This window comes from Klebsiella sp. WP3-W18-ESBL-02 (genome assembly GCF_014168815.1).
GTDB classification, from domain to species: Bacteria; Pseudomonadota; Gammaproteobacteria; order Enterobacterales; family Enterobacteriaceae; genus Kluyvera; species Kluyvera ascorbata_B.
The window spans coordinates 4,222,133-4,241,621 of sequence record NZ_AP021972.1; the positions used below are offsets into that span (position 1 = coordinate 4,222,133).

A 19,489-nucleotide genomic window follows, 5' to 3' on the forward strand; every position below is an offset into this window, starting at 1 on the left:
CTGGCGATGAACTCAAGTAAACTGTCAGTGAAAGAGAAGATTGGCTATGGCATGGGCGATGCAGGATGCAACATCATCTTCGGCGCTATCATGCTGTTCGTTAACTATTTTTATACTGATATTTTCGGCCTTGCGCCGGCGTTGGTTGGCGTACTGCTGCTCTCTGTTCGCGTTATCGACGCCGTGACCGACCCGATTATGGGCGCACTGGCCGACCGTACCCGCAGCAAGTATGGCCGTTTTCGTCCATGGTTGCTGTGGATTGCCTTCCCCTACGCCCTCTTCAGCGTGCTGATGTTCACCACGCCGGAATGGAGCTACAGCAGCAAAGTTATCTATGCGTTTGTTACCTATTTCCTGCTGTCGATCACCTATACCGCCATCAACATTCCCTACTGCTCGCTGGGCAGCGTTATCACGAACGACCCGCAGGAGCGCGTTGCCTGCCAGTCCTATCGCTTCGTGCTGGTTGGCATCGCCACGCTGCTGCTGTCGCTGACGCTGCTGCCAATGGTTGACTGGTTCGGCGGCGGTGACAAAGCCAAAGGCTATCAGCTGGCGATGACCGTGCTGGCCTTTATCGGGATGTGCATGTTTCTGTTCTGCTTCTCCACCGTACGCGAACGCGTACGCCCGGCTGTGCAGACTAACGATGAACTGAAACAAGATTTAAAAGACGTGTGGAAAAACGACCAGTGGGTGCGCATTCTGCTGCTGACGCTGTGTAACGTCTGCCCCGGCTTTATCCGTATGGCCGCCACCATGTACTACGTCACCTGGGTTATGGGAGAAAGCACCCACTTTGCAACGCTGTTTATCAGCCTTGGCGTCGTCGGCATGATGTTTGGCAGCATGCTGGCAAAAGTGCTAACCGACCGCTGGTGTAAACTGCAGGTCTTCTTCTGGACCAACATTGTCCTGGCCGTGTTCTCCATCGCCTTTTACTTCTTCGACCCGCATGCCACCGTACTGATCGCGGTGCTCTATTTCCTGCTCAACGTCCTGCACCAGATTCCCTCGCCGCTGCACTGGTCGCTGATGGCCGACGTAGACGACTACGGTGAATGGAAAACCGGCAAACGCATCACCGGCATCAGCTTCTCCGGCAACCTGTTCTTCCTGAAGGTTGGCCTGGCGGTCGCGGGCGCAATGGTCGGTTTCCTGCTCTCCTGGTACGGCTACGACGCGGGCGCGAAAGCGCAAAGCGACACCACGATTAACGGTATTATGCTGCTGTTCACCGTCATTCCCGGCATCGGCTACCTGATTACCGCCGGAGTGGTGCGTCTGCTCAAGGTTGACCGCCAGTTGATGAAACAAATCCAGGAAGACCTGGAAAAGCGCCGCGCTAACTATCGCGAGCTGAATGAGTACCAGCAAGAACTGAAAACGACTGAACACGTAAGGAAAGCCTGATGAAGAACTGGCCCAACCCCTTTATTGAGCAGCGCGCAGACCCGTTTATTCTGCGCCACCAGGGAGAGTACTATTTTATCGCCTCCGTGCCGGAATATGATCGGCTGGAAATCCGCCGCGCCGCTGACCTCGATGGCCTGCGTACCGCCCAGCCGGTGGTGGTCTGGCGTAAACCCGAAACCGGCCCGATGAGCCAGCTTATCTGGGCTCCGGAGCTGCACCACATTAACGGTCGTTGGTATATCTACTTCGCCGCCGCCCACACCCAGGCGCTCGATAGCCAGGGGATGTTCCAGCATCGCATGTTCGCGCTGGAGTGCAGCGACGCCGATCCGCTGAACGGCAAATGGGTGGAGAAAGGTCAGGTCAAAACGCCGTTCGATACCTTTTGCCTCGACGCCACCACCTTTGAGCATCAGGGCAAACAGTGGTATCTGTGGGCGCAAAAATCGCCGGACATTGCCGGTAATTCGAACCTGTATCTTGCCGAGCTGGAAAACCCGTGGACGCTAAAAGGTGAACCGGTGATGCTCAGCCAACCAGCGTTCGACTGGGAATGCCGCGGTTTTCTGGTGAACGAAGGGCCTGCCGTCGTCACTCACGGCGACCGTCTGTTTATCAGCTACTCCGCCAGCGCGACCGATGAAAACTACTGCATGGGACTGCTGTGGATTGATAAAGATGCTGATATGACCCATGCGGCAAACTGGCATAAATCGCCCACGCCGGTGTTTACCACCAGCGACGAAAATCGCCAGTATGGGCCGGGGCACAACAGCTTTACACAGACGCCTGAAGGCGAAGATGTGTTGGTGTATCACGCAAGAAACTACACGGAGATTGAGGGCGACCCGCTGTATGACCCGAATCGACATACCCGCCTGAAGACGGTGCGCTGGAAGGACGACGGGATGCCTGATTTCGGCATCCCGCCGGCAGATTCGCAGTAAACCTCTTGCCCGGTGGCGCTACGCTTACCGGGCCTACCGTAATGCAGGCCGGATAAGCGCCATCCGGCACAACGCTACACTAACGTCCCATAAATGGTCAGCAGCGCCATTACCACGACGACCGCGTACGACGTTTTCTTGGCCATCGAAACCGCCGCTTTCGGCGTTGCCACTTTATCCACGTGCGGCTCGCGCGCCAGCGAATACTGTGCCAGGGTGGTTAACACCTGATACTGCGATGAATGGCGGTCGCCCAGCGAGGCAAACCACGCCGGCAGCGCTTTCTCTCCGTGACCAATCAGCGCATACACGACGCCAACCAGGCGCACCGGCACCCAGTCCACCACGTGAAGTATGGCATCGATGCCCGACTGTAAACGCTGGTGCGGCGTTTGATAGCGCGCCAGCCAGGACTGCCATGAGCGCAGGAACGCATAGCCCATTAACGCCACCGGCCCCCAACTGCCGCCCACCACAAACCAGAACAGCGGCGCGAGGTAGAAACGGTAGTTAATCCACAGCAGCGCATTCTGTAATTCCCGCAGGAACTCCCGCTCGTTACAGCCAGGAGGCACGCCGTGAATCATCGTCAGCTCGCAGGCCATCGCATCACGCGCGTGGGTATCATCGCGCGACGCCGCCTTCAAATAGGCGTGATAGTGCAGACGAACGCGCCCCGCGCCGATGCACAGCAGCCCCAGCAAAATCCAGAAAATCAGCGTCGGTACGTTAAACAGCAGCCCTTCCAGCGCACGCTGAATCAGCGCCACTAACGCCATCGCCACGACGGTCATCGCCAGCGTTGCGGCCAGTGAGTAATGTTTCACCCGGCGGAACAGGGCCTCCAGCCTGTGGTCAAGCTGCCAGTGCTCGCCGAGCTTAAACAAGCGCTCCGCAAACAACACCAGAAGCGTGGTAAACAACGTCATGTCATCTCCTTATTCGACGAAGGGGTGACCTGCGCGCGAAAACGATCCCAATCAAAAGCCGGGCCGGGATCGGTTTTGCGCACGGGCGCGATATCACAGTGGCCGGTCATGTTGTCGGCAATGGCAGGATACTCGGTGATTAACAGCTGGGTCAAAGCCGCCAGCTGCAGATACTGCGCGTCGGTATAGGCCAACGTATCGGTACCTTCCAGCTCAATACCGATAGAGAAATCATTACAGCGCTCGCGACCACGATAGCTCGAAACGCCAGCGTGCCAGGCGCGCTTATCAAAGGCAACGTACTGAACAATCTCGCCGTCGCGGCGAATAAGACAGTGGGCTGAAACCCGCAGATGGGCAATTTCCGCAAAGAACGGATCGGCATCAGGATCGAGCGTACCGGTAAACAGGGCGTCTATCCAGGGGCCGCCAAATTGGCCCGGCGGTAAGCTAATATTATGCACAACCAGCAGCGAGGGGACCTCATCCTCTGGACGACTGTCGTGATGGGGAGAAGGCACGTGCCGAACGCCCACCAGCCAGCCCTTATCTAACTGCATTCAGGATCTCCTTACGTATGGTTATGCTACTCGGTTCAGAGTAGCATGTTTCAATCTTTCGCATCGTTACCAATTTGGAGCTTTATCATGCCGCCTCGCCGCTACAACCCAGACCACCGACGTGACGCGCTGTTAGAACGTATCAACCTCGATATTCCCAACGCCGTGGCCCACGCGCTGCGCGAAGATCTGGGAGGTGAAGTTGACGCGCATAACGATATTACCGCACAACTCCTGCCGGAAAACAGCCACTCGCACGCCGTGGTCATTACCCGTGAAGACGGCGTATTCTGCGGCAAGCGCTGGGTAGAAGAGGTCTTCATCCAATTGGCCGGTGATGACGTCACGCTCACCTGGCACGTGGCCGACGGCGACACCGTGGTCGCCAATCAGCCGCTGTTCGAAATTAACGGCCCGTCGCGCGTGCTGTTAACCGGCGAACGCACCGCGCTGAACTTTGTTCAAACGCTCTCCGGCGTCGCCAGCGAAGTGCGTAAATACGTCAACCTGCTGGAAGGCACCCATACGCAGCTGCTGGACACGCGCAAAACGCTGCCAGGCCTGCGCACTGCATTAAAATATGCCGTGCTGTGCGGCGGCGGCGCCAACCACCGCCTGGGATTATCCGACGCCTTCCTGATTAAAGAAAATCACATTATTGCTTCCGGATCCGTACGCCAGGCGGTAGAAAAAGCCTTCTGGCTGCACCCTGACGTACCGGTGGAAGTGGAAGTGGAAACCCTGCAGGAGCTGCGTGAAGCGCTGAAGGCCGGCGCCGACATTATCATGCTCGATAACTTCGACACCGAACAGATGCGCGAAGCGGTAAAGATCACCCAGGGTCAGGCGCAGCTGGAAGTCTCCGGCAACGTCACTTTCGACACCCTCCGCGAGTTTGCCGAAACCGGCGTCGACTTTATCTCCGTCGGCGCGCTGACCAAACACGTTCGCGCCCTCGACCTGTCGATGCGCTTCCGCTAAGCCAGGAAAGGCCTTCCCTGCGAGCTAGACCGATCATAACGTTGTAGGCCGGAAAGGCGTTTACGCCGCCATCCGGCCCACAGATCCTCCTCGAAGACGTTTTTCGACCCGCCTTCCATTTTCCACGTTCACTTCTGCAACCGTCGGAAAAAAACTGGAAGGCCCTATCCTGAATGCCTTTTCGCCCCTCGCTGTCGTTTCGACGCTCTGCCAAAGTACCGCCAGTTTCAGCAAGGAGCACAATATGAACAGACAACGGGGCTTTACCCTTATCGAACTGATGGTCGTTATCGGCATTATTGCTATCCTCAGCGCCATCGGCATTCCCGCCTATCAGAACTACCTGCGCAAAGCCGCACTGACCGATATGCTACAAACCTTTGTCCCTTACCGTACCGCCATTGAGCTGTGCGCGCTCGACCGCGGCGGGGTAGACAACTGCGATGCGGGCAGCAACGGCATCCCGTCCCCCACCACCACGCGCTACGTGTCGGCCATGAGCGTCGCACAAGGAACGGTTATTCTGACCGGCCAGGAAAGCCTTAACGGCCTGACCGTGACCCTCGTTCCCGGCTGGGACAACGCCAATGGCATCACCGGCTGGCAGCGAACCTGCGATATCCAGAACGACGGCGCGCTCCAGCAAGCGTGCGAGGACGTCTTCCGCTTTGATGCGCAATAAGCGGGGCGGCAATCATGAAACAGGAGCAACTCTTCACGCTGTGTCAGCGCCATCGCGCGGTGCTGCTCAACAATGCGCAAGATGAACTGAGCATTGCCGTCGTCGGCACTCCGCCCACAGAACTCATGGACTCACTCCGCTTCGCCACCCAAAAACGCATTGATATCGAGTGCTGGGAGCAGGAGAGAATGGACAAGCACCTCCAGCGGCTAGCCCCACTCGCGCAGCCTTCAATACACCAGGAGAGTGACAACGCAGTAGATCTGCTTAACCATTTGCTCAAGCAGGCGCTCGTGCAACGCGCCTCCGATATTCATTTTGAGCCAACAGAGCGTGCGCTACGCGTACGGCTGCGGGTAGACGGCGTGCTGCATGCGCTCACGCCCGTCGCGCTGACGCTGATGGCCCCGCTGATCGCCAGGCTTAAGGTGCTCGCAGGGCTGGACATCGCCGAGCGACGCCTGCCGCAGGACGGGCAGTTCACGGTAGAGATTGACGACACCCCACTCTCTTTTCGACTTTCAACCCTGCCCTGCCGATACGGTGAAAAAGCCGTGCTCCGGCTGCTGCATAAAGTCGAGCAGGCGCTGGATCTGCATAGTCTGGGGCTTTCCGCCGACGCACTTGCGCAGCTGCAATCCGCGTTGAATCAGCCTCAGGGGCTGATTCTGGTCACCGGACCAACGGGCAGCGGCAAAACCGTCACGCTTTACAGCGCACTGCAAAACCGTAACCGTTGCGACGTCAATATCTGTAGCGTCGAAGATCCCATAGAGATCCCTCTGGACGGACTGAACCAGACGCAGGTCAGCCCTCGCGCCGGGCTGACGTTCCAGAACATCCTGCGCGCCCTGCTGCGCCAGGATCCAGATATCGTGATGGTCGGCGAAATACGCGACGGTGAAACAGCGGAAATCGCCATTAAGGCCGCGCAAACCGGTCACCTTGTACTCTCAACGCTGCACACCAATTCGACGGTTGAAACGCTGGTGCGCCTTGAACAGATGGGCGTCGCGCGCTGGATGGTGTCATCGGCGCTATTAATGGTGGTAGCACAGCGTCTGGTCCGTCGTCTATGCCCGCACTGTCGCCAGATGCTGCCAGGAGAGCAGCCGCTGCCGCGTACGCTATGGCCTCGCCCACTGCCACGCTGGACGGCCTCCGGCTGCTCGTACTGCTATCATGGCTACCAGGGCCGTCTCGCGCTGTTTGAACTGCTGCCGATCGCGCCTGCACTGCGGCAGGGTATCGCCAGCGGACTTAGCCCGGAACAGCTGATGCAGCATGCGCGGGAGGCCGGCATGGCGACGCTGTTTGAGAACGGCTGCCTGGCCGTTGAACAGGGGCTGACGACGCAGGAAGAGCTGCTACGCGTACTGGGGTTGCCTCACGATGTGTGAACAGCTGTGGCACTGGCGGGGTGTCGATGCCAGCGGAGCCGAACGTCGTGGCGCGCTGTGGGCTAGCCATCGGCCCGCGGCGCTGATAGCGCTGGCTCAGCAGAATATTATCGTCCTATCACTCAAGCGTCGCACGGTGAACCGATCACTATGGCGAGCACAGCACAGCTGCGCGGTGATAAGCCAGCTGGCTACGCTATTGCAGGCCGGGTTAACCCTCTCAGAGAGTTTGGCACTGCTCAGCCAACAGCATCCGATACCGCAGTGGCGCGCTCTGCTGGAAACGTTGGCCTCCCGGCTCGCCGAGGGTGTCTCGCTATCGGAGGGTTTAAGGCCGTGGCCGGAGGCTTTTCCACCGCTGTATCAGGCGATGATCCGTACCGGCGAAATAACCGGCAGGCTGGAGCATTGCTGCCAGGCGCTCGCGCGGCAGCAAAAAGCGCAGCTGCTATTAACGGCAAAAGTGAAAAAGGCGCTGCGCTACCCGCTGATTATTTTAACCCTGGCGGCGCTGGTCGTGGCGGCAATGGTCAGCTTTGTTTTGCCTGAATTTACCGCCATCTATCGCACCTTCAACACGCCGCTGCCCGCCCTTACGCTGGCCGTTATGGCCAGTGCAGACGCGGTGGCAAGCGCATGGCTTCCGCTCTGTAGCCTGGTGCTACTGGCCACCGGGCTTAGCGTCGGGTTTAAAGATCATCCGCCGTGGCAGCGCCTTCGCCAGCAGCTGCTACTCGCCTTACCGGTTATGGGCACGCTCGCTCGCGGCCAGATGCTCAGCCAGATTTTTACCGTACTGTCGTTGACTCAACGAGCCGGCATTGCCTTTTTACAGGGGCTGGAAACCGTGGAAGAGACATTGAACAGCCCATGGTGGCGCGAGGTCATTGCCAGCCTGCGCCAGCAGGTGTCACAGGGCAGCGCTATCTGGCAAGCCATGGAAAACTGCCATGAGTTTACGCCGCTGTGCTTACAACTGGTCAGAACCGGAGAAGCGTCCGGGGCGCTGGATGAAATGCTGGAGAACCTGGCGCGACACCACGATGAAAGCACGCAGAATCTGGCAGAAAGCCTGACGGCAACGCTGGAACCGCTGCTACTGATTGTGACAGGACTCATTATCGGCACGCTGGTCGTCGCGATGTATCTGCCGATTTTTCATCTGGGAGATGCGATCGGCGGAACAGGGTAACGCGGGTCAGTTAAGGCGTTGAATTCAGAAGCCAGGAGCAGGAACGGTATGCCGGATAAGGCGTTTACGCCGCCATCCGGCAATCCGTGCGCAGTGTGCCGATAGCGCTTTTGCTTATCCGGCCTACGAATTTAGGCATTACGCCTGCATGAGGAGGATTACAGGCTATTGAACACGCGGTTCTCTTGTTCCTGCACCCGGATGAAGGTCGTGCGTTTAGTCAGCTCTTTCAGACGCGATGCGCCGACGTAGGTGCACGCCGAACGCAGGCCGCCGAGGATGTCGCGCGCGGTGTTATCTACCGGGCCACGCAGCGGCAGCTTAACCGTTTTGCCTTCCGCCGCGCGGTATTGTGCAACACCGCCCACGTGACGTTTCATCGCGGACTCAGAGCTCATACCGTAGAACAGCATAAATTTCTCGCCGTTCTCTTCAACAATCACGCCGCCGCTTTCATCGTGACCGGCCAGCATGCCGCCCAGCATCACGAAGTCCGCGCCGCCGCCAAAGGCTTTAGCCACGTCGCCCGGCATGGTGCAGCCGCCGTCGCTGACAATCTGGCCACCCAGACCGTGCGCTGCATCGGCGCACTCGATCACCGCAGAGAGCTGCGGATAGCCAACGCCAGTTTTCACGCGAGTGGTGCACACCGAGCCAGGGCCGATACCCACTTTCACAATATCCGCGCCGGACAGAATCAGCTCTTCGCACATTTCACCGGTCACGACGTTACCTGCACAAATCGTCTTGGTCGGCCAGGCTTCGCGCGCTTTCGCTACGAACTGCACAAAATGCTCGGAGTAACCATTCGCCACATCAATGCACACGAAGTTCAGCGCCGGGCTCAGCTTAAGGATCTGCTGCGTTTTTTCGAAGTCTGCGTCGGAGGTGCCGGTAGACACCATCACGTGCTTAAGCACGTCTGCGGACTCGTTCTGGACAAACGTCTGCCACTCTTCAACGGTGTAATGTTTGTGTACGGCCGTCAGGATACCGAAAGAGGCGAGTGCTTTTGCCATCCCGAAAGTACCCACGGAGTCCATATTCGCAGCGATAATCGGCACGCCTGACCAGCGTTGGCCTGAATGTTTAAAGGTGAATTCGCGTTCCAGTTCAACATCGGAACGGCTTTTAAGAGTAGAGCGCTTAGGGCGGATAAGAACGTCTTTAAAACCTAACTTCAGATCTTCTTCGATACGCATGTGCGAATTCCTGGGGTTAATGGCAATTAAATTGAGAGCACAACTCCAGTAATGCAATCATACGCACTAATCAGGGCTTCGCAAGACTGCGATTTTCACTTTTTTTAAGCTACAATCCCATAAATTTACCTGGCGAATAGTACAGTGCATCATTGATTCACTCGCACAGGGCTGCCAGTTTTTTAACCAAATGATTTTCATGCAAAAAATCCAGGGCTTAGCGGTATGACTTACACAGTGGCGTTAACAGGCGGCATCGGCAGCGGCAAAAGTACGGTCGCAGAGGCCTTTGCTCACCTGGGAATTAACGTGATTGATGCCGATATTCTCGCCCGTCAGGTTGTCGAACCCGGTACGCCGGCGCTCGCCGCCATCGCCGATCGTTTTGGTTCTCATATCCTCACCGCAGAAGGCGAATTAGATCGCCGGGGGCTGCGCGAGCGCATCTTTGCTCATCCTGAGGAAAAAGCCTGGCTAAACGCCCTCTTACACCCATTGATTCAGCAGGAAACGCAGCGTCAGCTACGGCAGGCCACCTCGCCTTACGTACTGTGGGTTGTTCCCCTGCTGGTGGAAAACAAGCTTTATCAGCGGGCCGATCGCGTCCTGGTCGTTGATGTATCGCGAGAAACCCAGCTGCTTCGTACCATGCAGCGCGACCACGTATCGCGTGAGCATGCCGAAAACATTCTTGCTGCTCAGGCCACGCGTGAAGCGCGCCTGGCGGTTGCTGATGACATTATTAATAACAACGGCACACCAGATGCTATTGCATCGGATGTCGCTCGCCTTCACGCGCACTACCTTGAGCTCGCGGCACAGGCTGTATCACAGGAAAAATCGTAATGCACACCCACATCCTTTTTGAGCATCCGCTAAATGAAAAAATGCGTACCTGGCTGCGTATTGAATTTCTGACTGAGCAATTGAATGCCAATTTACCCATCAGGGATCACGCCAGCGCGCTGCACTTTTTTCGCAACGTCGGGGATTTACTGGATGTGTTCGAACGCGGCGATATCCGCACGGAGCTGCTAAAAGAGCTGGAGCGCCAGCAGCGCAAACTCAACGCCTGGAGCGAAGTTCAGGGCGTCGATCTCAGCCGCATTGACGCCCTGCGTCAGCAGCTGAAAAACAGCAGCACTATTCTGATGGCGGCACCACGCATCGGGCAGTTCCTGCGCGAAGATCGCCTGATCGCGCTGGTTCGTCAGCGTCTAAGTATCCCGGGCGGCTGCTGCAGCTTCGATTTGCCGACGCTGCACATCTGGCTGCATTCAAAACAGCATCAACGCGACGCCCAGGTCGAATCATGGCTTGCCAGCCTTGAGCCGCTGAATCAGGCGCTGTCGCTGATTCTCGATCTGGTTCGCAACTCCGCGCAGTTCCGCAAGCAAACCAGCCTGAACGGCTTCTATCAGGATAACGGCGACGATGCGGACCTGCTGCGTCTGAAGCTTGAGCTAACGTCTCAGCTTTACCCGCAAATCTCCGGCCATAAGAGCCGTTTCGCCATTCGCTTTATGCCGCTGGACAGCGAGCACGGCGTGGTGCCGGAGCGACTGGATTTTGAACTGGCATGCTGCTAAGGAGAAAGAATGACTGAGGTGACAACGGTAAACTGTCCAACCTGCAATAAGCCGGTTATTTGGGGCGAACAAAGTCCTTATCGTCCATTCTGTTCTAAGCGCTGCCAGCTTATCGATCTCGGAGAGTGGGCGGCGGAAGAGAAACGCATTCCGAGCAGCGGCGATCTCTCCGACAGCGACGACTGGAGCGAAGAACAACAGTAATGTCGCGTAGGGCCGGATGAGGCGCTACGCCGCCATCCGGCAACCTGCACCATTTAGCCTGATGGCGCTCCGCTTATCAGGCCTACCCCGCAATGAGCTTTTCAATCACCGGCGCGTTCGCTGGCGGAAATTCGTCCGCCACTAAATCACGTTGCGCAACCCAACGCCCCGGCTGCCCTTCTTTCCCCCACGGCGCCCCTTCCCAGCTATCAACCAGCCAGAACCACAGCGTTATGTGACGATCGGGAAACTGATATTCCAGCTTATCAAACGGTTGCAGCGAGGTAACCACAATCCCAACCTCTTCTTCCAGCTCGCGGATTACCGCCTCCTGCGGCGACTCTCCGGACTCAATTTTGCCGCCTGGAAACTCCCACTTATGCGCCATGTGCGCATCGGCAGCGCGCTGAGTGATATAGATTTCGCCACTGACATTGCGAATGATGCCGACGGATATTTGCAGTATTTTCATTTTGTCTTACCCATAAAAAAGGCGCAGAAGTCTGCGCCTTTTATTTTTTATAATGACCTTAGCTCAGACGGCCGTGGCACTGTTTGTATTTTTTACCGGAACCGCAAGGGCATGGGTCATTACGGCCCACTTTACGTTCGCCGGTCTGCGCGGCCAGATCCTGCGCGGCGGCTTCGTCATCGCTCTGATGGCTCAACTGCTGCATCTGTGCCAGACGCTCGGCTTCTTCACGACGCTGCTGTTCCATCGCTTCAACTTCCTCCGGCATGCGCACCTGCACTTTGCTCAGGGTGCTGATCACTTCATACTTCAGCGACTCCAGCATGGCGGCAAACATAGAGAAGGATTCACGTTTGTACTCCTGCTTCGGATCTTTCTGCGCATAGCCACGCAGGTGGATCCCCTGACGCAGGTAGTCCATCGCGGCCAGGTGCTCTTTCCACAGAGAATCCAGCGTTTGCAGCATCACGCCTTTTTCAAAGTGACGCATCATCTCAGCGCCGACCACTTCTTCCTTACGTTTGTACACCTCAACGGCGCTTTCCAGAATACGCTCGCGCAGCGTCTCTTCGTGCAGTTCAGGCTCTTTATCCAGCCACTCAGAGATAGGCAGATCGAGGTCGAAGTCGTTTTTCAGACGTTCCTGCAGGCCAGGGATATCCCACATTTCTTCCAGCGACTGCGGCGGAATGTGCGCATCGATGGTAGCTTTAAACACGTCTTCGCGGATGCTGTTGATGGTTTCGCTAACGTCGCTCACGTCCAGCAGTTCATTACGCTGGGTGTAGATCGCACGGCGCTGGTCGTTGGCAACGTCATCGTATTCCAGCAGCTGCTTACGAATATCGAAGTTGCGGCTTTCCACTTTACGCTGCGCGTTAGCAATTGCCTTGGTCACCCACGGGTGTTCAATCGCTTCGCCCGGTTTCATCCCCAGTTTACGCATCATGCCGGACACGCGGTCAGAGGCAAAGATACGCATCAGGGCATCTTCCATCGACAGGTAGAAACGAGAAGAACCCGCGTCACCCTGACGACCGGAACGGCCGCGCAGCTGGTTATCGATACGACGAGATTCGTGACGTTCAGTACCAATGATATGCAGACCGCCAGCCGCCAGCACGGCGTCGTGACGAACCTGCCAATCGGCTTTGATCTGCGCAATTTGTTCCGGGGTTGGGTCTTCCAGCTGCGCGACTTCTGCCTGCCAGCTACCGCCCAGCATAATATCGGTACCACGACCTGCCATGTTGGTGGCGATGGTCACGGCAGAAGGGTAACCCGCCTGTGCAACGATATCCGCTTCGCTAGCGTGGAACTTGGCGTTCAGCACGTTGTGCTTGATACCCGCTTTGGTCAGCTCATGGGAAACCACTTCAGATTTTTCGATAGAGATAGTACCGACCAGCACCGGTTGGCCTGCCGCAGTACGCTCTTTAATATCTTCGATGATCGCCTGAATTTTTTCCGCTTCGGTCATGTAGACCAGGTCCGGCATGTCTTTACGGATCATCGGACGGTTGGTCGGAACAACCACGGTGTCCAGCTTGTAGATAGAGCTGAATTCAAACGCTTCGGTATCTGCAGTACCGGTCATACCGGCCAGTTTTTCATACAGGCGGAAATAGTTCTGGAAGGTGATGGATGCCAGCGTCTGGTTTTCGTTCTGAATTTCCACGCCTTCTTTCGCTTCCACGGCCTGGTGCAGGCCATCGGACCAGCGACGTCCCTGCATGGTACGACCGGTGTGTTCATCGACGATGATAACTTCGCCGTCTTTCACGATGTAGTCGACGTCACGGGTGAACAGCACGTGAGCGCGCAGCGCGGCAGTAACGTGGTGCATCAGCATAATGTTGCCCGGCGAGTAGAGCGACTCACCTTCGTCCATGATGCCTTCTTTAACCAGCAGGTCTTCAATCAGCACCAGACCGCGTTCGGTCAGGTTAACCTGACGGGCTTTTTCATCTACGGAGAAGTGGCCTTCACCCTGGAAGGTGTCGGAGTCTTCTTTCTCCTGACGCACCAGGTGAGGAATGATTTTGTTAACGCGCTTGTACATTTCCGAGCTGTCTTCTGCCGGGCCGGAGATGATAAGCGGGGTACGCGCTTCATCGATCAGGATGGAGTCGACCTCATCCACCAGCGCATAGTGCAGTTTACGCTGTACGCGTTCTTCCGGGCTGAACGCCATGTTGTCGCGCAGGTAGTCAAAGCCGTATTCGTTGTTAGTACCGTAGGTAATGTCGGCATTGTAGGCTTCGCGCTTAGCAGGCGCCGGCAGACCAGACATGTTGACGCCCACGGTCATGCCGAGGAATTCGAACAGCGGACGGTTGTTTTCGGCGTCACGCTGAGCCAGGTAATCGTTGACGGTCACAACGTGCACGCCCTTACCGGACAGCGCGTTCAGGTAAGCCGGCAGGGTCGCGGTCAGGGTTTTACCTTCACCGGTACGCATTTCCGCGATGCAGCGATCGTTCAGGACCATCCCACCCAACAGCTGGACGTCGAAGTGGCGCATACCGAATACACGTTTGCTGGCTTCACGTACCACGGCAAACGCTTCCGGGATCAGGCTTTCAACGGTTTCCCCTTTTTCAATACGGGCACGAAATTCGTTTGTTTTAGCCTTCAACTCGTCATCGGAGAGCTTTTCCATTTCTGGCTCCATCGCGTTGATAACAGCGACGGTTTTGCGCATACGGCGCAGGGTACGATCGTTACGACTACCAAAAACTTTGGTCAATAATTTGATTAACATAATAAAATCTCAAACGCCCCGCCATCGCGGAGTCATAAAAATAAAGGAGTTAACACGGTTATTTTCAGACGAGGCGCTGCGGCCCGGCGCGAATGCCCTGCACCTGGCTTACCCAGGCAGGAATGCTAAAAACCGGAGGTGAGAAGGCGGGTAATGCCGCCCCCTGAGCAATCACAATCGACGGCTGGCTCTCGACGTTGAGCAGCGCATTCAGGGTATCGAGCAGCGCCAGGTGCTGTGCCGCCTGCAGTGGCGACGTCGGCTCGGCAACCGGAGAGGCGGTTGGCGCCATGGCAAAAGAAAGGTGGCGAATAACGGTGCGAATAGCATGCTGATGCCAGTAGTCTACGCTGAAGGAGGGGCGACGATTGCTTTCCAGCCGCGCCAGCTGCGAGAAGTCAATTCTCTGCGCCGGATTATGGTTACTGGTTGTTGCGCGGGCGGGGGAAGCCGGTTCGGCGTTGTTCGCAAGCGCAGGCAGACCAAAACCGGCAGCAACCATCCCCAACAGGAGATGCGGCCAGAAGTAGCGTCTACCAAACTGTCGCCAACGCGTCAGCATTCCACTCACGTAATGTTCCACCTTCGGTTTAAGTACCGTTATTCTATTTTAGCTCGAGGATATTACCATTAATGCCGCGTGACAGCAGCAGGAATGACGAAAACAGCCGCGAAAAACGGGTTAAGAATGCAGCGGTTGTGCAGCCGTGTGATCTTTATTGGCAGGGGAAAAGAAAATGGCAGGAGCAAAAAGAAAAAACGACTGGTTCCCTGACCGGAGAGAGTGCCAGGTTGCCAGTCGAATTTACGCTATGGTCGGGCTTATGCCAGAACCATTGACGGTGCTTTGAACGCCATCGGCAGTTCTGCGTCGTCCTCGAAGGTCACAAATTCCCAAGCTTCCTGTTTTGCCAGGACCGCCTGCAGAAGTTTGTTGTTCAGCGCATGACCGGATTTATACGCGGTAAATGCACCGATAATGTTGTGACCACACATGAACAGGTCGCCGATTGCATCCAGCATTTTGTGACGAACGAATTCATCTTCAAAACGCAGGCCGTCTTCGTTCAGTACGCGATAATCGTCAACAACGATGGCACAATCGAAGCTGCCGCCCAAGGCCAGGCCACGGGACTGCAGATATTCGATATCACGCATGAAACCGAAAGTACGAGCACGGCTAATCTGTCGCATGAACGCGTCTGCGGAGAAGTTCATGGCATAACGCTGCGTGCTGGCATCAATAGCCGGATGGTTAAAATCGATGGTAAAGTCCAACGAGAAACCATTATACGGTTTGAATTCAGCCCACTTATCGCCATCTTCCACGCGAACCGTGTCTTTAATGCGGACGAATTTCTTCGCGCAGTTCAGTTCATCGATGCCGGCATCCAGCAGCAGATAAACGAACGGTGCGGCGCTCCCGTCCATAATCGGGATTTCTGGCGCATCGACTTCAACAACGATGTTGTCGATACCCAGGCCCGCCAGCGCAGCGTTCAGGTGCTCTACGGTAGAAATCCGCACGTCATGCTCGTTGACCAGGCAAGTACAGAGCATAGTATCACGCACAGATTTGGCATCGGCCGGAAAATCTACCGGTGGATTCAAGTCGGTGCGACGATAGATGACCCCGGTATTTGCCGGCGCAGGGCGTAGCGTCAGCGTGACTTTTTTGCCGGTATGCAAACCGACGCCAGTCGCCTGAACGATACGTTTAAGAGTCCTTTGTTTGATCATCGTATAATCTCGCCAAATTAACTATCCAACCGAAGTGTACTACACATTCGGTGGGCCAGTTTAGCACAAAGAGCGCTGATTCCCAACTTCCAGCTAATTCTTAGTCAGCTTGCTTACGCAGGAAGGCCGGGATATCCAGATAATCCGGTTCTTTGGTGGTCTGCGGCGTATTGTCGTTGACCACTTTTGCTGCCGGTTTCTGCTCTTGGGTCAGCGGCGCCATACCGTGCTGCTGATAGCGATCCAGCGCCGGCTGCGGCGTCTGCTTGTTGGTGACCAGGGTAATCTCTGGACGTTTGTCCATACCGATACCGGTGGCAACGACGGTCACGCGCAGTTCGTCGTTCATGTCCGGGTCAAGGGAAGTACCGATAACCACGGTCGCATTGTCAGAGGCGAACGCACGGATGGTGTTACCCACGGTTTCGAACTCATCCAGACGCAGGTCGAAGCCCGCAGTAATGTTGACCAGCACGCCGCGTGCGCCGGACAGGTCGATGTCTTCCAGCAGCGGAGAAGAGATAGCCATTTCAGCCGCTTCTTCCGCACGATCTTCACCGCTCGCCACGCCGGAACCCATCATCGCATAGCCCATTTCGGACATCACGGTGCGCACGTCTGCAAAGTCGACGTTCATCAGGCCCGGGCGAGTGATCAGCTCAGCGATACCCTGCACTGCGCCTTTCAGCACGTCGTTCGCCGCGCCAAACGCGTCGAGCAGAGAGATACCGCGACCCAGCACTTTCAGCAGCTTGTCGTTCGGGATGGTGATCAGGGAGTCCACGTGCTTGGACAGCTCGGTGATACCCTGCTCCGCGAATGCCATACGCTTCTTGCCTTCAAAGTTGAAAGGCTTGGTCACAACGGCAACGGTCAGGATACCTAAATCTTTAGCCACTTCCGCAACCACTGGCGCTGCACCGGTACCGGTACCGCCACCCATGCCGGCTGCGATAAACACCATGTCTGCACCGTCTAACGCTGCGCGCAGCGCTTCGCGGTCTTCGTCGGCCGCGTTACGGCCCACTTCCGGGTTGGCCCCTGCGCCCAGACCTTTGGTAATACCGCTACCGATCTGGATAGTCTGGCCAACAGCCGTTTTACGCAGTGCCTGTGCGTCGGTGTTAACGGCGAAGAATTCAACGCCTTCGATGCGCTCGCGCACCATGTGTTCAACGGCATTACCGCCGCCGCCACCGACGCCGATGACTTTAATCACCGCGTCGTTGGTCAGTTCCATAGGTTCAAACATAGTTTCTCTCCGTTTTGTGCCTGTCGCCCGAGACCGTGAATGTGCGTCGGTCTCTTTAAAAATTAAAACTCTTTGCGTAACCAGCTATTCAGTCGTTTGATCCACGATCCGACCGATGCCGTGACGCGCTTTTCTACTTCTGCTTCACCGCTCAGATGGGACTCTTTCCCATAGTGCAGCAGGCCCACCGCCGTTGAATAATACGGCTCCTGGGCATAGTCTGTCAGACCGGTAATGTTCAGCGGCGCACCAATACGCACCTGCGTATGGAACACGCGCTGCGCGCAGGCGGCTAAACCTTCAATCTGCGCTGCGCCACCGGTCAACACAATCCCCGCCGCGAGGTGATGTTTAACCCCCTGCTGACGAAGCTGTTCCTGTAACTGTAAAATCTCTTCATTGACGAGGTTCAGCAGCTCGGTATAACGCGGCTCAATGACCTCTGCCAATGTCTGGCGCTGCAGACTGCGCGGCGGACGTCCGCCCACGCTCGGCACTTCAACGCTCTCATCTTTGCCCACAATCGAGCCCAGCGCGCAGCCGTGGCGCACTTTAATCGCTTCGGCGTCGCTCGGCGGCGTGCCGAATGCATAAGCGATATCGCTGGTCACCACGTTACCCGCATACGGGATCACTTTCGTGTGGCGCAGCGCGCCGCCAGTATACACGGCGATATCCATTGTACCGCCACCGATATCCACGACACAGACGCCCAGCTCACGTTCGTCTTCCGTCAATACGGAATAACTTGACGCCAGCCCGGCGAAAATCAGCTGATCGACCTTCAGCCCACAGCGCTCTACCGCTTTGACGATATTCTTCGCCATATCGTTGTGGCAGGTAATCAAATGTACCTTGGCCTGCATACGCACGCCGGACAAGCCGACCGGGTTCTTGATCCCTTCCTGGTAATCAATGGCGTATTCCTGCGGAATCACGTGCAGAACACGATGTTCATCGCGCACGCGAACCGACTTCGCCGTGTGCACCACGTTCTCAACGTCTTCCAGCGTCACCTCTTCTTCAGAGATGGGCACCATACCAATTTCATTTTGACAGCTAATGTGTTTGCCGGAAAGCGCCAGATATACAGAAGAGATCTGGCAATCCGCCATCAGCTCAGCCTGATCGATAGCGCGCTGTACGCATTTTACTACCGATTCCAGGTCGTTAACTCCGCCTTTATCCATACCCCGGGATGGGCAACTGCCGACCCCAATGATATTAATCACTCCGTCGGGCAGAACTTCCCCTACTAAAGCGGCCACTTTTGCAGTGCCAATCTCCAGTCCAACTACCAGTTTTCTGTCCGTCGCCTTGATCATTGTTGTTCTGCCTGTGCCTGATTCTGTTGTTGATTAGTATCCGCCGCAGGAGCAGGTTCCCAGCCTACTGCCGCCCCCGAGTCATAACGCAAATCAACATAGCTAATCCGATTACCCTCTGTTTGCGCCTGCTGTTCCAGAACCGGATACAGTTCCAGGAAACGCGCCAGCCGCTTCATCGTATCGCCCCGCCCCAGATTCAGCTTGATACCGTTATCAAGCGTCAGCTGCCACGAACGGCGCGCGGTCATCGCCGCAACCTTTAACGTGAACTTCCCTTTCGCGAGCACCGCTCCCATGTCGTGATAGCCCTGCAAGACTTCGCTTGCGCTGCCTTCCGGGCCATAGAGCATAGGCAAATTCTGCTTGCTGGTGCGATCGGCCGGGACGCTGAAGGCCGTGCCTTCTGCATCTACCATGTGCTGATCATTCCAACGCGCAATTGGCACATATTCAACCAGATGAATCTTCAATTCGTCCGGCCACTGCTTTCTTACGCTTGCCTGCTTAATCCACGGCAGGCGTTCAATCTGGCCCTGAACGATATTCACGTCCTGAGTCATAAAGGTTCCCGGCGATCCCAGCGCCAGGATGGACTGACGAATATCATCGTTACGCGTGTAGTGGCGCTCGCCGGTCACCACCAGTTTTGAGATGGGCAAACGTTGCGCATCTTCCATCCAGCCCAGCACGACCCAGCCGCTCACAAACACGGTACACAGCACCGCCAGCAGGAACAGGATCCCCGCTAAACGCGTTCCATTATTGCGCCGTGAAGCGGCATACTCTTCTTCTTCACGGTTCCGCGTATTCAGCGCAGCCTGCGACATA

At 56.5% G+C, this 19,489-nt stretch carries 19 protein-coding genes; 9 read left to right on the forward strand and 10 right to left on the reverse strand.

Annotated elements, in window-relative coordinates:
- The first annotated feature begins 6 nt into the window (after positions 1-6).
- Together H7R56_RS20410 and H7R56_RS20415 are read left to right on the forward strand one after the other, a co-directional pair.
- Positions 7-1,416 carry a glycoside-pentoside-hexuronide (GPH):cation symporter gene (locus tag H7R56_RS20410; protein ID WP_106925448.1) on the forward strand — a complete coding sequence of 470 codons (1,410 nt, stop codon included), beginning with the start codon at positions 7-9 and terminating at the stop codon, positions 1,414-1,416.
- The gene (locus H7R56_RS20415) at positions 1,416-2,366 is read left to right on the forward strand and encodes a glycoside hydrolase family 43 protein (protein WP_106925446.1); all 951 of its coding nucleotides are present in this window, start codon (positions 1,416-1,418) and stop codon (positions 2,364-2,366) included. The genes H7R56_RS20410 and H7R56_RS20415 overlap by 1 nt, the downstream gene beginning before the upstream one ends.
- Positions 2,367-2,440: 74 nt before the next feature.
- Here the strand turns inward: H7R56_RS20415 and ampE are convergent, their stop codons facing one another.
- A complete protein-coding gene (gene ampE, locus H7R56_RS20420) occupies positions 2,441-3,295 on the reverse strand; it encodes a beta-lactamase regulator AmpE (protein WP_106925444.1) in 855 nt (284 codons plus the stop codon).
- A complete protein-coding gene (ampD, locus tag H7R56_RS20425) occupies positions 3,292-3,855 on the reverse strand; it encodes a 1,6-anhydro-N-acetylmuramyl-L-alanine amidase AmpD (protein WP_106925442.1) in 564 nt (187 codons plus the stop codon). Before ampD ends, ampE begins: the two co-directional genes overlap by 4 nt.
- Positions 3,856-3,942: 87 nt before the next feature.
- On the opposite strand from ampD, the gene nadC reads away from it, so the two are divergent.
- The 4 genes from nadC (at position 3,943) to hofC (ending at position 8,110) form a co-directional block, all read left to right on the forward strand.
- Positions 3,943-4,836, forward strand: a complete 894-nt coding sequence (gene nadC, locus H7R56_RS20430) for a carboxylating nicotinate-nucleotide diphosphorylase (protein WP_106925440.1) — start codon at positions 3,943-3,945, stop codon at positions 4,834-4,836.
- A gap of 244 nt (positions 4,837-5,080) precedes the next feature.
- Positions 5,081-5,518, forward strand: a complete 438-nt coding sequence (gene ppdD, locus H7R56_RS20435) for a prepilin peptidase-dependent pilin (RefSeq protein ID WP_106925438.1) — start codon at positions 5,081-5,083, stop codon at positions 5,516-5,518.
- Positions 5,519-5,532: 14 nt separating this feature from the next.
- Positions 5,533-6,918: a type II secretion system protein GspE gene (gene gspE, locus H7R56_RS20440; protein ID WP_106925436.1), complete on the forward strand. Its 1,386-nt coding sequence runs from the start codon at positions 5,533-5,535 to the stop codon at positions 6,916-6,918.
- Entirely contained in the window at positions 6,911-8,110 is a 1,200-nt protein-coding gene (gene hofC, locus H7R56_RS20445) for a protein transport protein HofC (protein ID WP_106925434.1), read from the forward strand. Before gspE ends, hofC begins: the two co-directional genes overlap by 8 nt.
- A gap of 158 nt (positions 8,111-8,268) precedes the next feature.
- Here hofC and H7R56_RS20450 read toward each other — a convergent pair whose 3' ends face one another.
- Complete coding sequence (locus tag H7R56_RS20450) at positions 8,269-9,312, reverse strand: GMP reductase (RefSeq protein WP_106925432.1); 1,044 nt, start codon at positions 9,310-9,312, stop codon at positions 8,269-8,271.
- A gap of 225 nt (positions 9,313-9,537) precedes the next feature.
- On the opposite strand from H7R56_RS20450, the gene coaE reads away from it, so the two are divergent.
- From coaE to yacG, 3 genes are read left to right on the forward strand one after another with little or no spacing between them, the layout of a single operon-like run.
- Positions 9,538-10,158 (forward strand): dephospho-CoA kinase, encoded by a 621-nt coding sequence (gene coaE / locus H7R56_RS20455; RefSeq protein ID WP_106925430.1) that lies wholly within the window; start codon positions 9,538-9,540, stop codon positions 10,156-10,158.
- The gene (gene zapD / locus H7R56_RS20460) at positions 10,158-10,901 is read left to right on the forward strand and encodes a cell division protein ZapD (RefSeq protein ID WP_106925427.1); all 744 of its coding nucleotides are present in this window, start codon (positions 10,158-10,160) and stop codon (positions 10,899-10,901) included. Before coaE ends, zapD begins: the two co-directional genes overlap by 1 nt.
- 9 nt (positions 10,902-10,910) lie before the next feature.
- On the forward strand, positions 10,911-11,105 hold the full coding sequence (yacG, locus tag H7R56_RS20465) for a DNA gyrase inhibitor YacG (protein ID WP_106925425.1): 195 nt from the start codon (positions 10,911-10,913) through the stop codon (positions 11,103-11,105).
- A gap of 82 nt (positions 11,106-11,187) precedes the next feature.
- Here the strand turns inward: yacG and mutT are convergent, their stop codons facing one another.
- The 7 genes from mutT to ftsQ form a co-directional block, all read right to left on the reverse strand.
- The gene (mutT, locus tag H7R56_RS20470) at positions 11,188-11,577 is read right to left on the reverse strand and encodes an 8-oxo-dGTP diphosphatase MutT (RefSeq protein WP_106925423.1); all 390 of its coding nucleotides are present in this window, start codon (positions 11,575-11,577) and stop codon (positions 11,188-11,190) included.
- Between the two features lie 58 nt (positions 11,578-11,635).
- Positions 11,636-14,341, reverse strand: coding sequence for a preprotein translocase subunit SecA (gene secA / locus H7R56_RS20475; protein ID WP_182928387.1), 2,706 nt, complete (start codon positions 14,339-14,341; stop codon positions 11,636-11,638).
- A 64-nt stretch (positions 14,342-14,405) separates the two neighbouring features.
- Positions 14,406-14,912 carry a secA translation cis-regulator SecM gene (gene secM / locus H7R56_RS20480; protein WP_197974843.1) on the reverse strand — a complete coding sequence of 169 codons (507 nt, stop codon included), beginning with the start codon at positions 14,910-14,912 and terminating at the stop codon, positions 14,406-14,408.
- Between the two features lie 251 nt (positions 14,913-15,163).
- A complete protein-coding gene (gene lpxC / locus H7R56_RS20485) occupies positions 15,164-16,081 on the reverse strand; it encodes a UDP-3-O-acyl-N-acetylglucosamine deacetylase (protein WP_106925417.1) in 918 nt (305 codons plus the stop codon).
- A gap of 100 nt (positions 16,082-16,181) precedes the next feature.
- Positions 16,182-17,333, reverse strand: coding sequence for a cell division protein FtsZ (gene ftsZ / locus H7R56_RS20490; protein ID WP_182928388.1), 1,152 nt, complete (start codon positions 17,331-17,333; stop codon positions 16,182-16,184).
- A gap of 62 nt (positions 17,334-17,395) precedes the next feature.
- Positions 17,396-18,658, reverse strand: coding sequence for a cell division protein FtsA (gene ftsA, locus H7R56_RS20495; RefSeq protein ID WP_035893041.1), 1,263 nt, complete (start codon positions 18,656-18,658; stop codon positions 17,396-17,398).
- Positions 18,655-19,488, reverse strand: coding sequence for a cell division protein FtsQ (gene ftsQ, locus H7R56_RS20500; RefSeq protein WP_106925412.1), 834 nt, complete (start codon positions 19,486-19,488; stop codon positions 18,655-18,657). Before ftsQ ends, ftsA begins: the two co-directional genes overlap by 4 nt.
- Between the last annotated feature and the right edge of the window lies 1 nt (position 19,489).

Coding starts and splice junctions, on each gene's coding strand:
- H7R56_RS20410 (WP_106925448.1), top strand. CDS start 7: ATGAACTCAAGTAAACTGTCAGTGAAAGAGAAGATTGGCTATGGCATG.
- lpxC (WP_106925417.1), bottom strand. CDS start 16,081: ATGATCAAACAAAGGACTCTTAAACGTATCGTTCAGGCGACTGGCGTC.
- hofC (WP_106925434.1), top strand. CDS start 6,911: ATGTGTGAACAGCTGTGGCACTGGCGGGGTGTCGATGCCAGCGGAGCC.
- ftsQ (WP_106925412.1), bottom strand. CDS start 19,488: ATGTCGCAGGCTGCGCTGAATACGCGGAACCGTGAAGAAGAAGAGTAT.
- ppdD (WP_106925438.1), top strand. CDS start 5,081: ATGAACAGACAACGGGGCTTTACCCTTATCGAACTGATGGTCGTTATC.
- gspE (WP_106925436.1), top strand. CDS start 5,533: ATGAAACAGGAGCAACTCTTCACGCTGTGTCAGCGCCATCGCGCGGTG.
- secA (WP_182928387.1), bottom strand. CDS start 14,341: ATGTTAATCAAATTATTGACCAAAGTTTTTGGTAGTCGTAACGATCGT.
- yacG (WP_106925425.1), top strand. CDS start 10,911: ATGACTGAGGTGACAACGGTAAACTGTCCAACCTGCAATAAGCCGGTT.
- ftsZ (WP_182928388.1), bottom strand. CDS start 17,333: ATGTTTGAACCTATGGAACTGACCAACGACGCGGTGATTAAAGTCATC.
- ampE (WP_106925444.1), bottom strand. CDS start 3,295: ATGACGTTGTTTACCACGCTTCTGGTGTTGTTTGCGGAGCGCTTGTTT.
- ftsA (WP_035893041.1), bottom strand. CDS start 18,658: ATGATCAAGGCGACGGACAGAAAACTGGTAGTTGGACTGGAGATTGGC.
- zapD (WP_106925427.1), top strand. CDS start 10,158: ATGCACACCCACATCCTTTTTGAGCATCCGCTAAATGAAAAAATGCGT.
- coaE (WP_106925430.1), top strand. CDS start 9,538: ATGACTTACACAGTGGCGTTAACAGGCGGCATCGGCAGCGGCAAAAGT.
- mutT (WP_106925423.1), bottom strand. CDS start 11,577: ATGAAAATACTGCAAATATCCGTCGGCATCATTCGCAATGTCAGTGGC.
- H7R56_RS20450 (WP_106925432.1), bottom strand. CDS start 9,312: ATGCGTATCGAAGAAGATCTGAAGTTAGGTTTTAAAGACGTTCTTATC.
- nadC (WP_106925440.1), top strand. CDS start 3,943: ATGCCGCCTCGCCGCTACAACCCAGACCACCGACGTGACGCGCTGTTA.
- ampD (WP_106925442.1), bottom strand. CDS start 3,855: ATGCAGTTAGATAAGGGCTGGCTGGTGGGCGTTCGGCACGTGCCTTCT.
- H7R56_RS20415 (WP_106925446.1), top strand. CDS start 1,416: ATGAAGAACTGGCCCAACCCCTTTATTGAGCAGCGCGCAGACCCGTTT.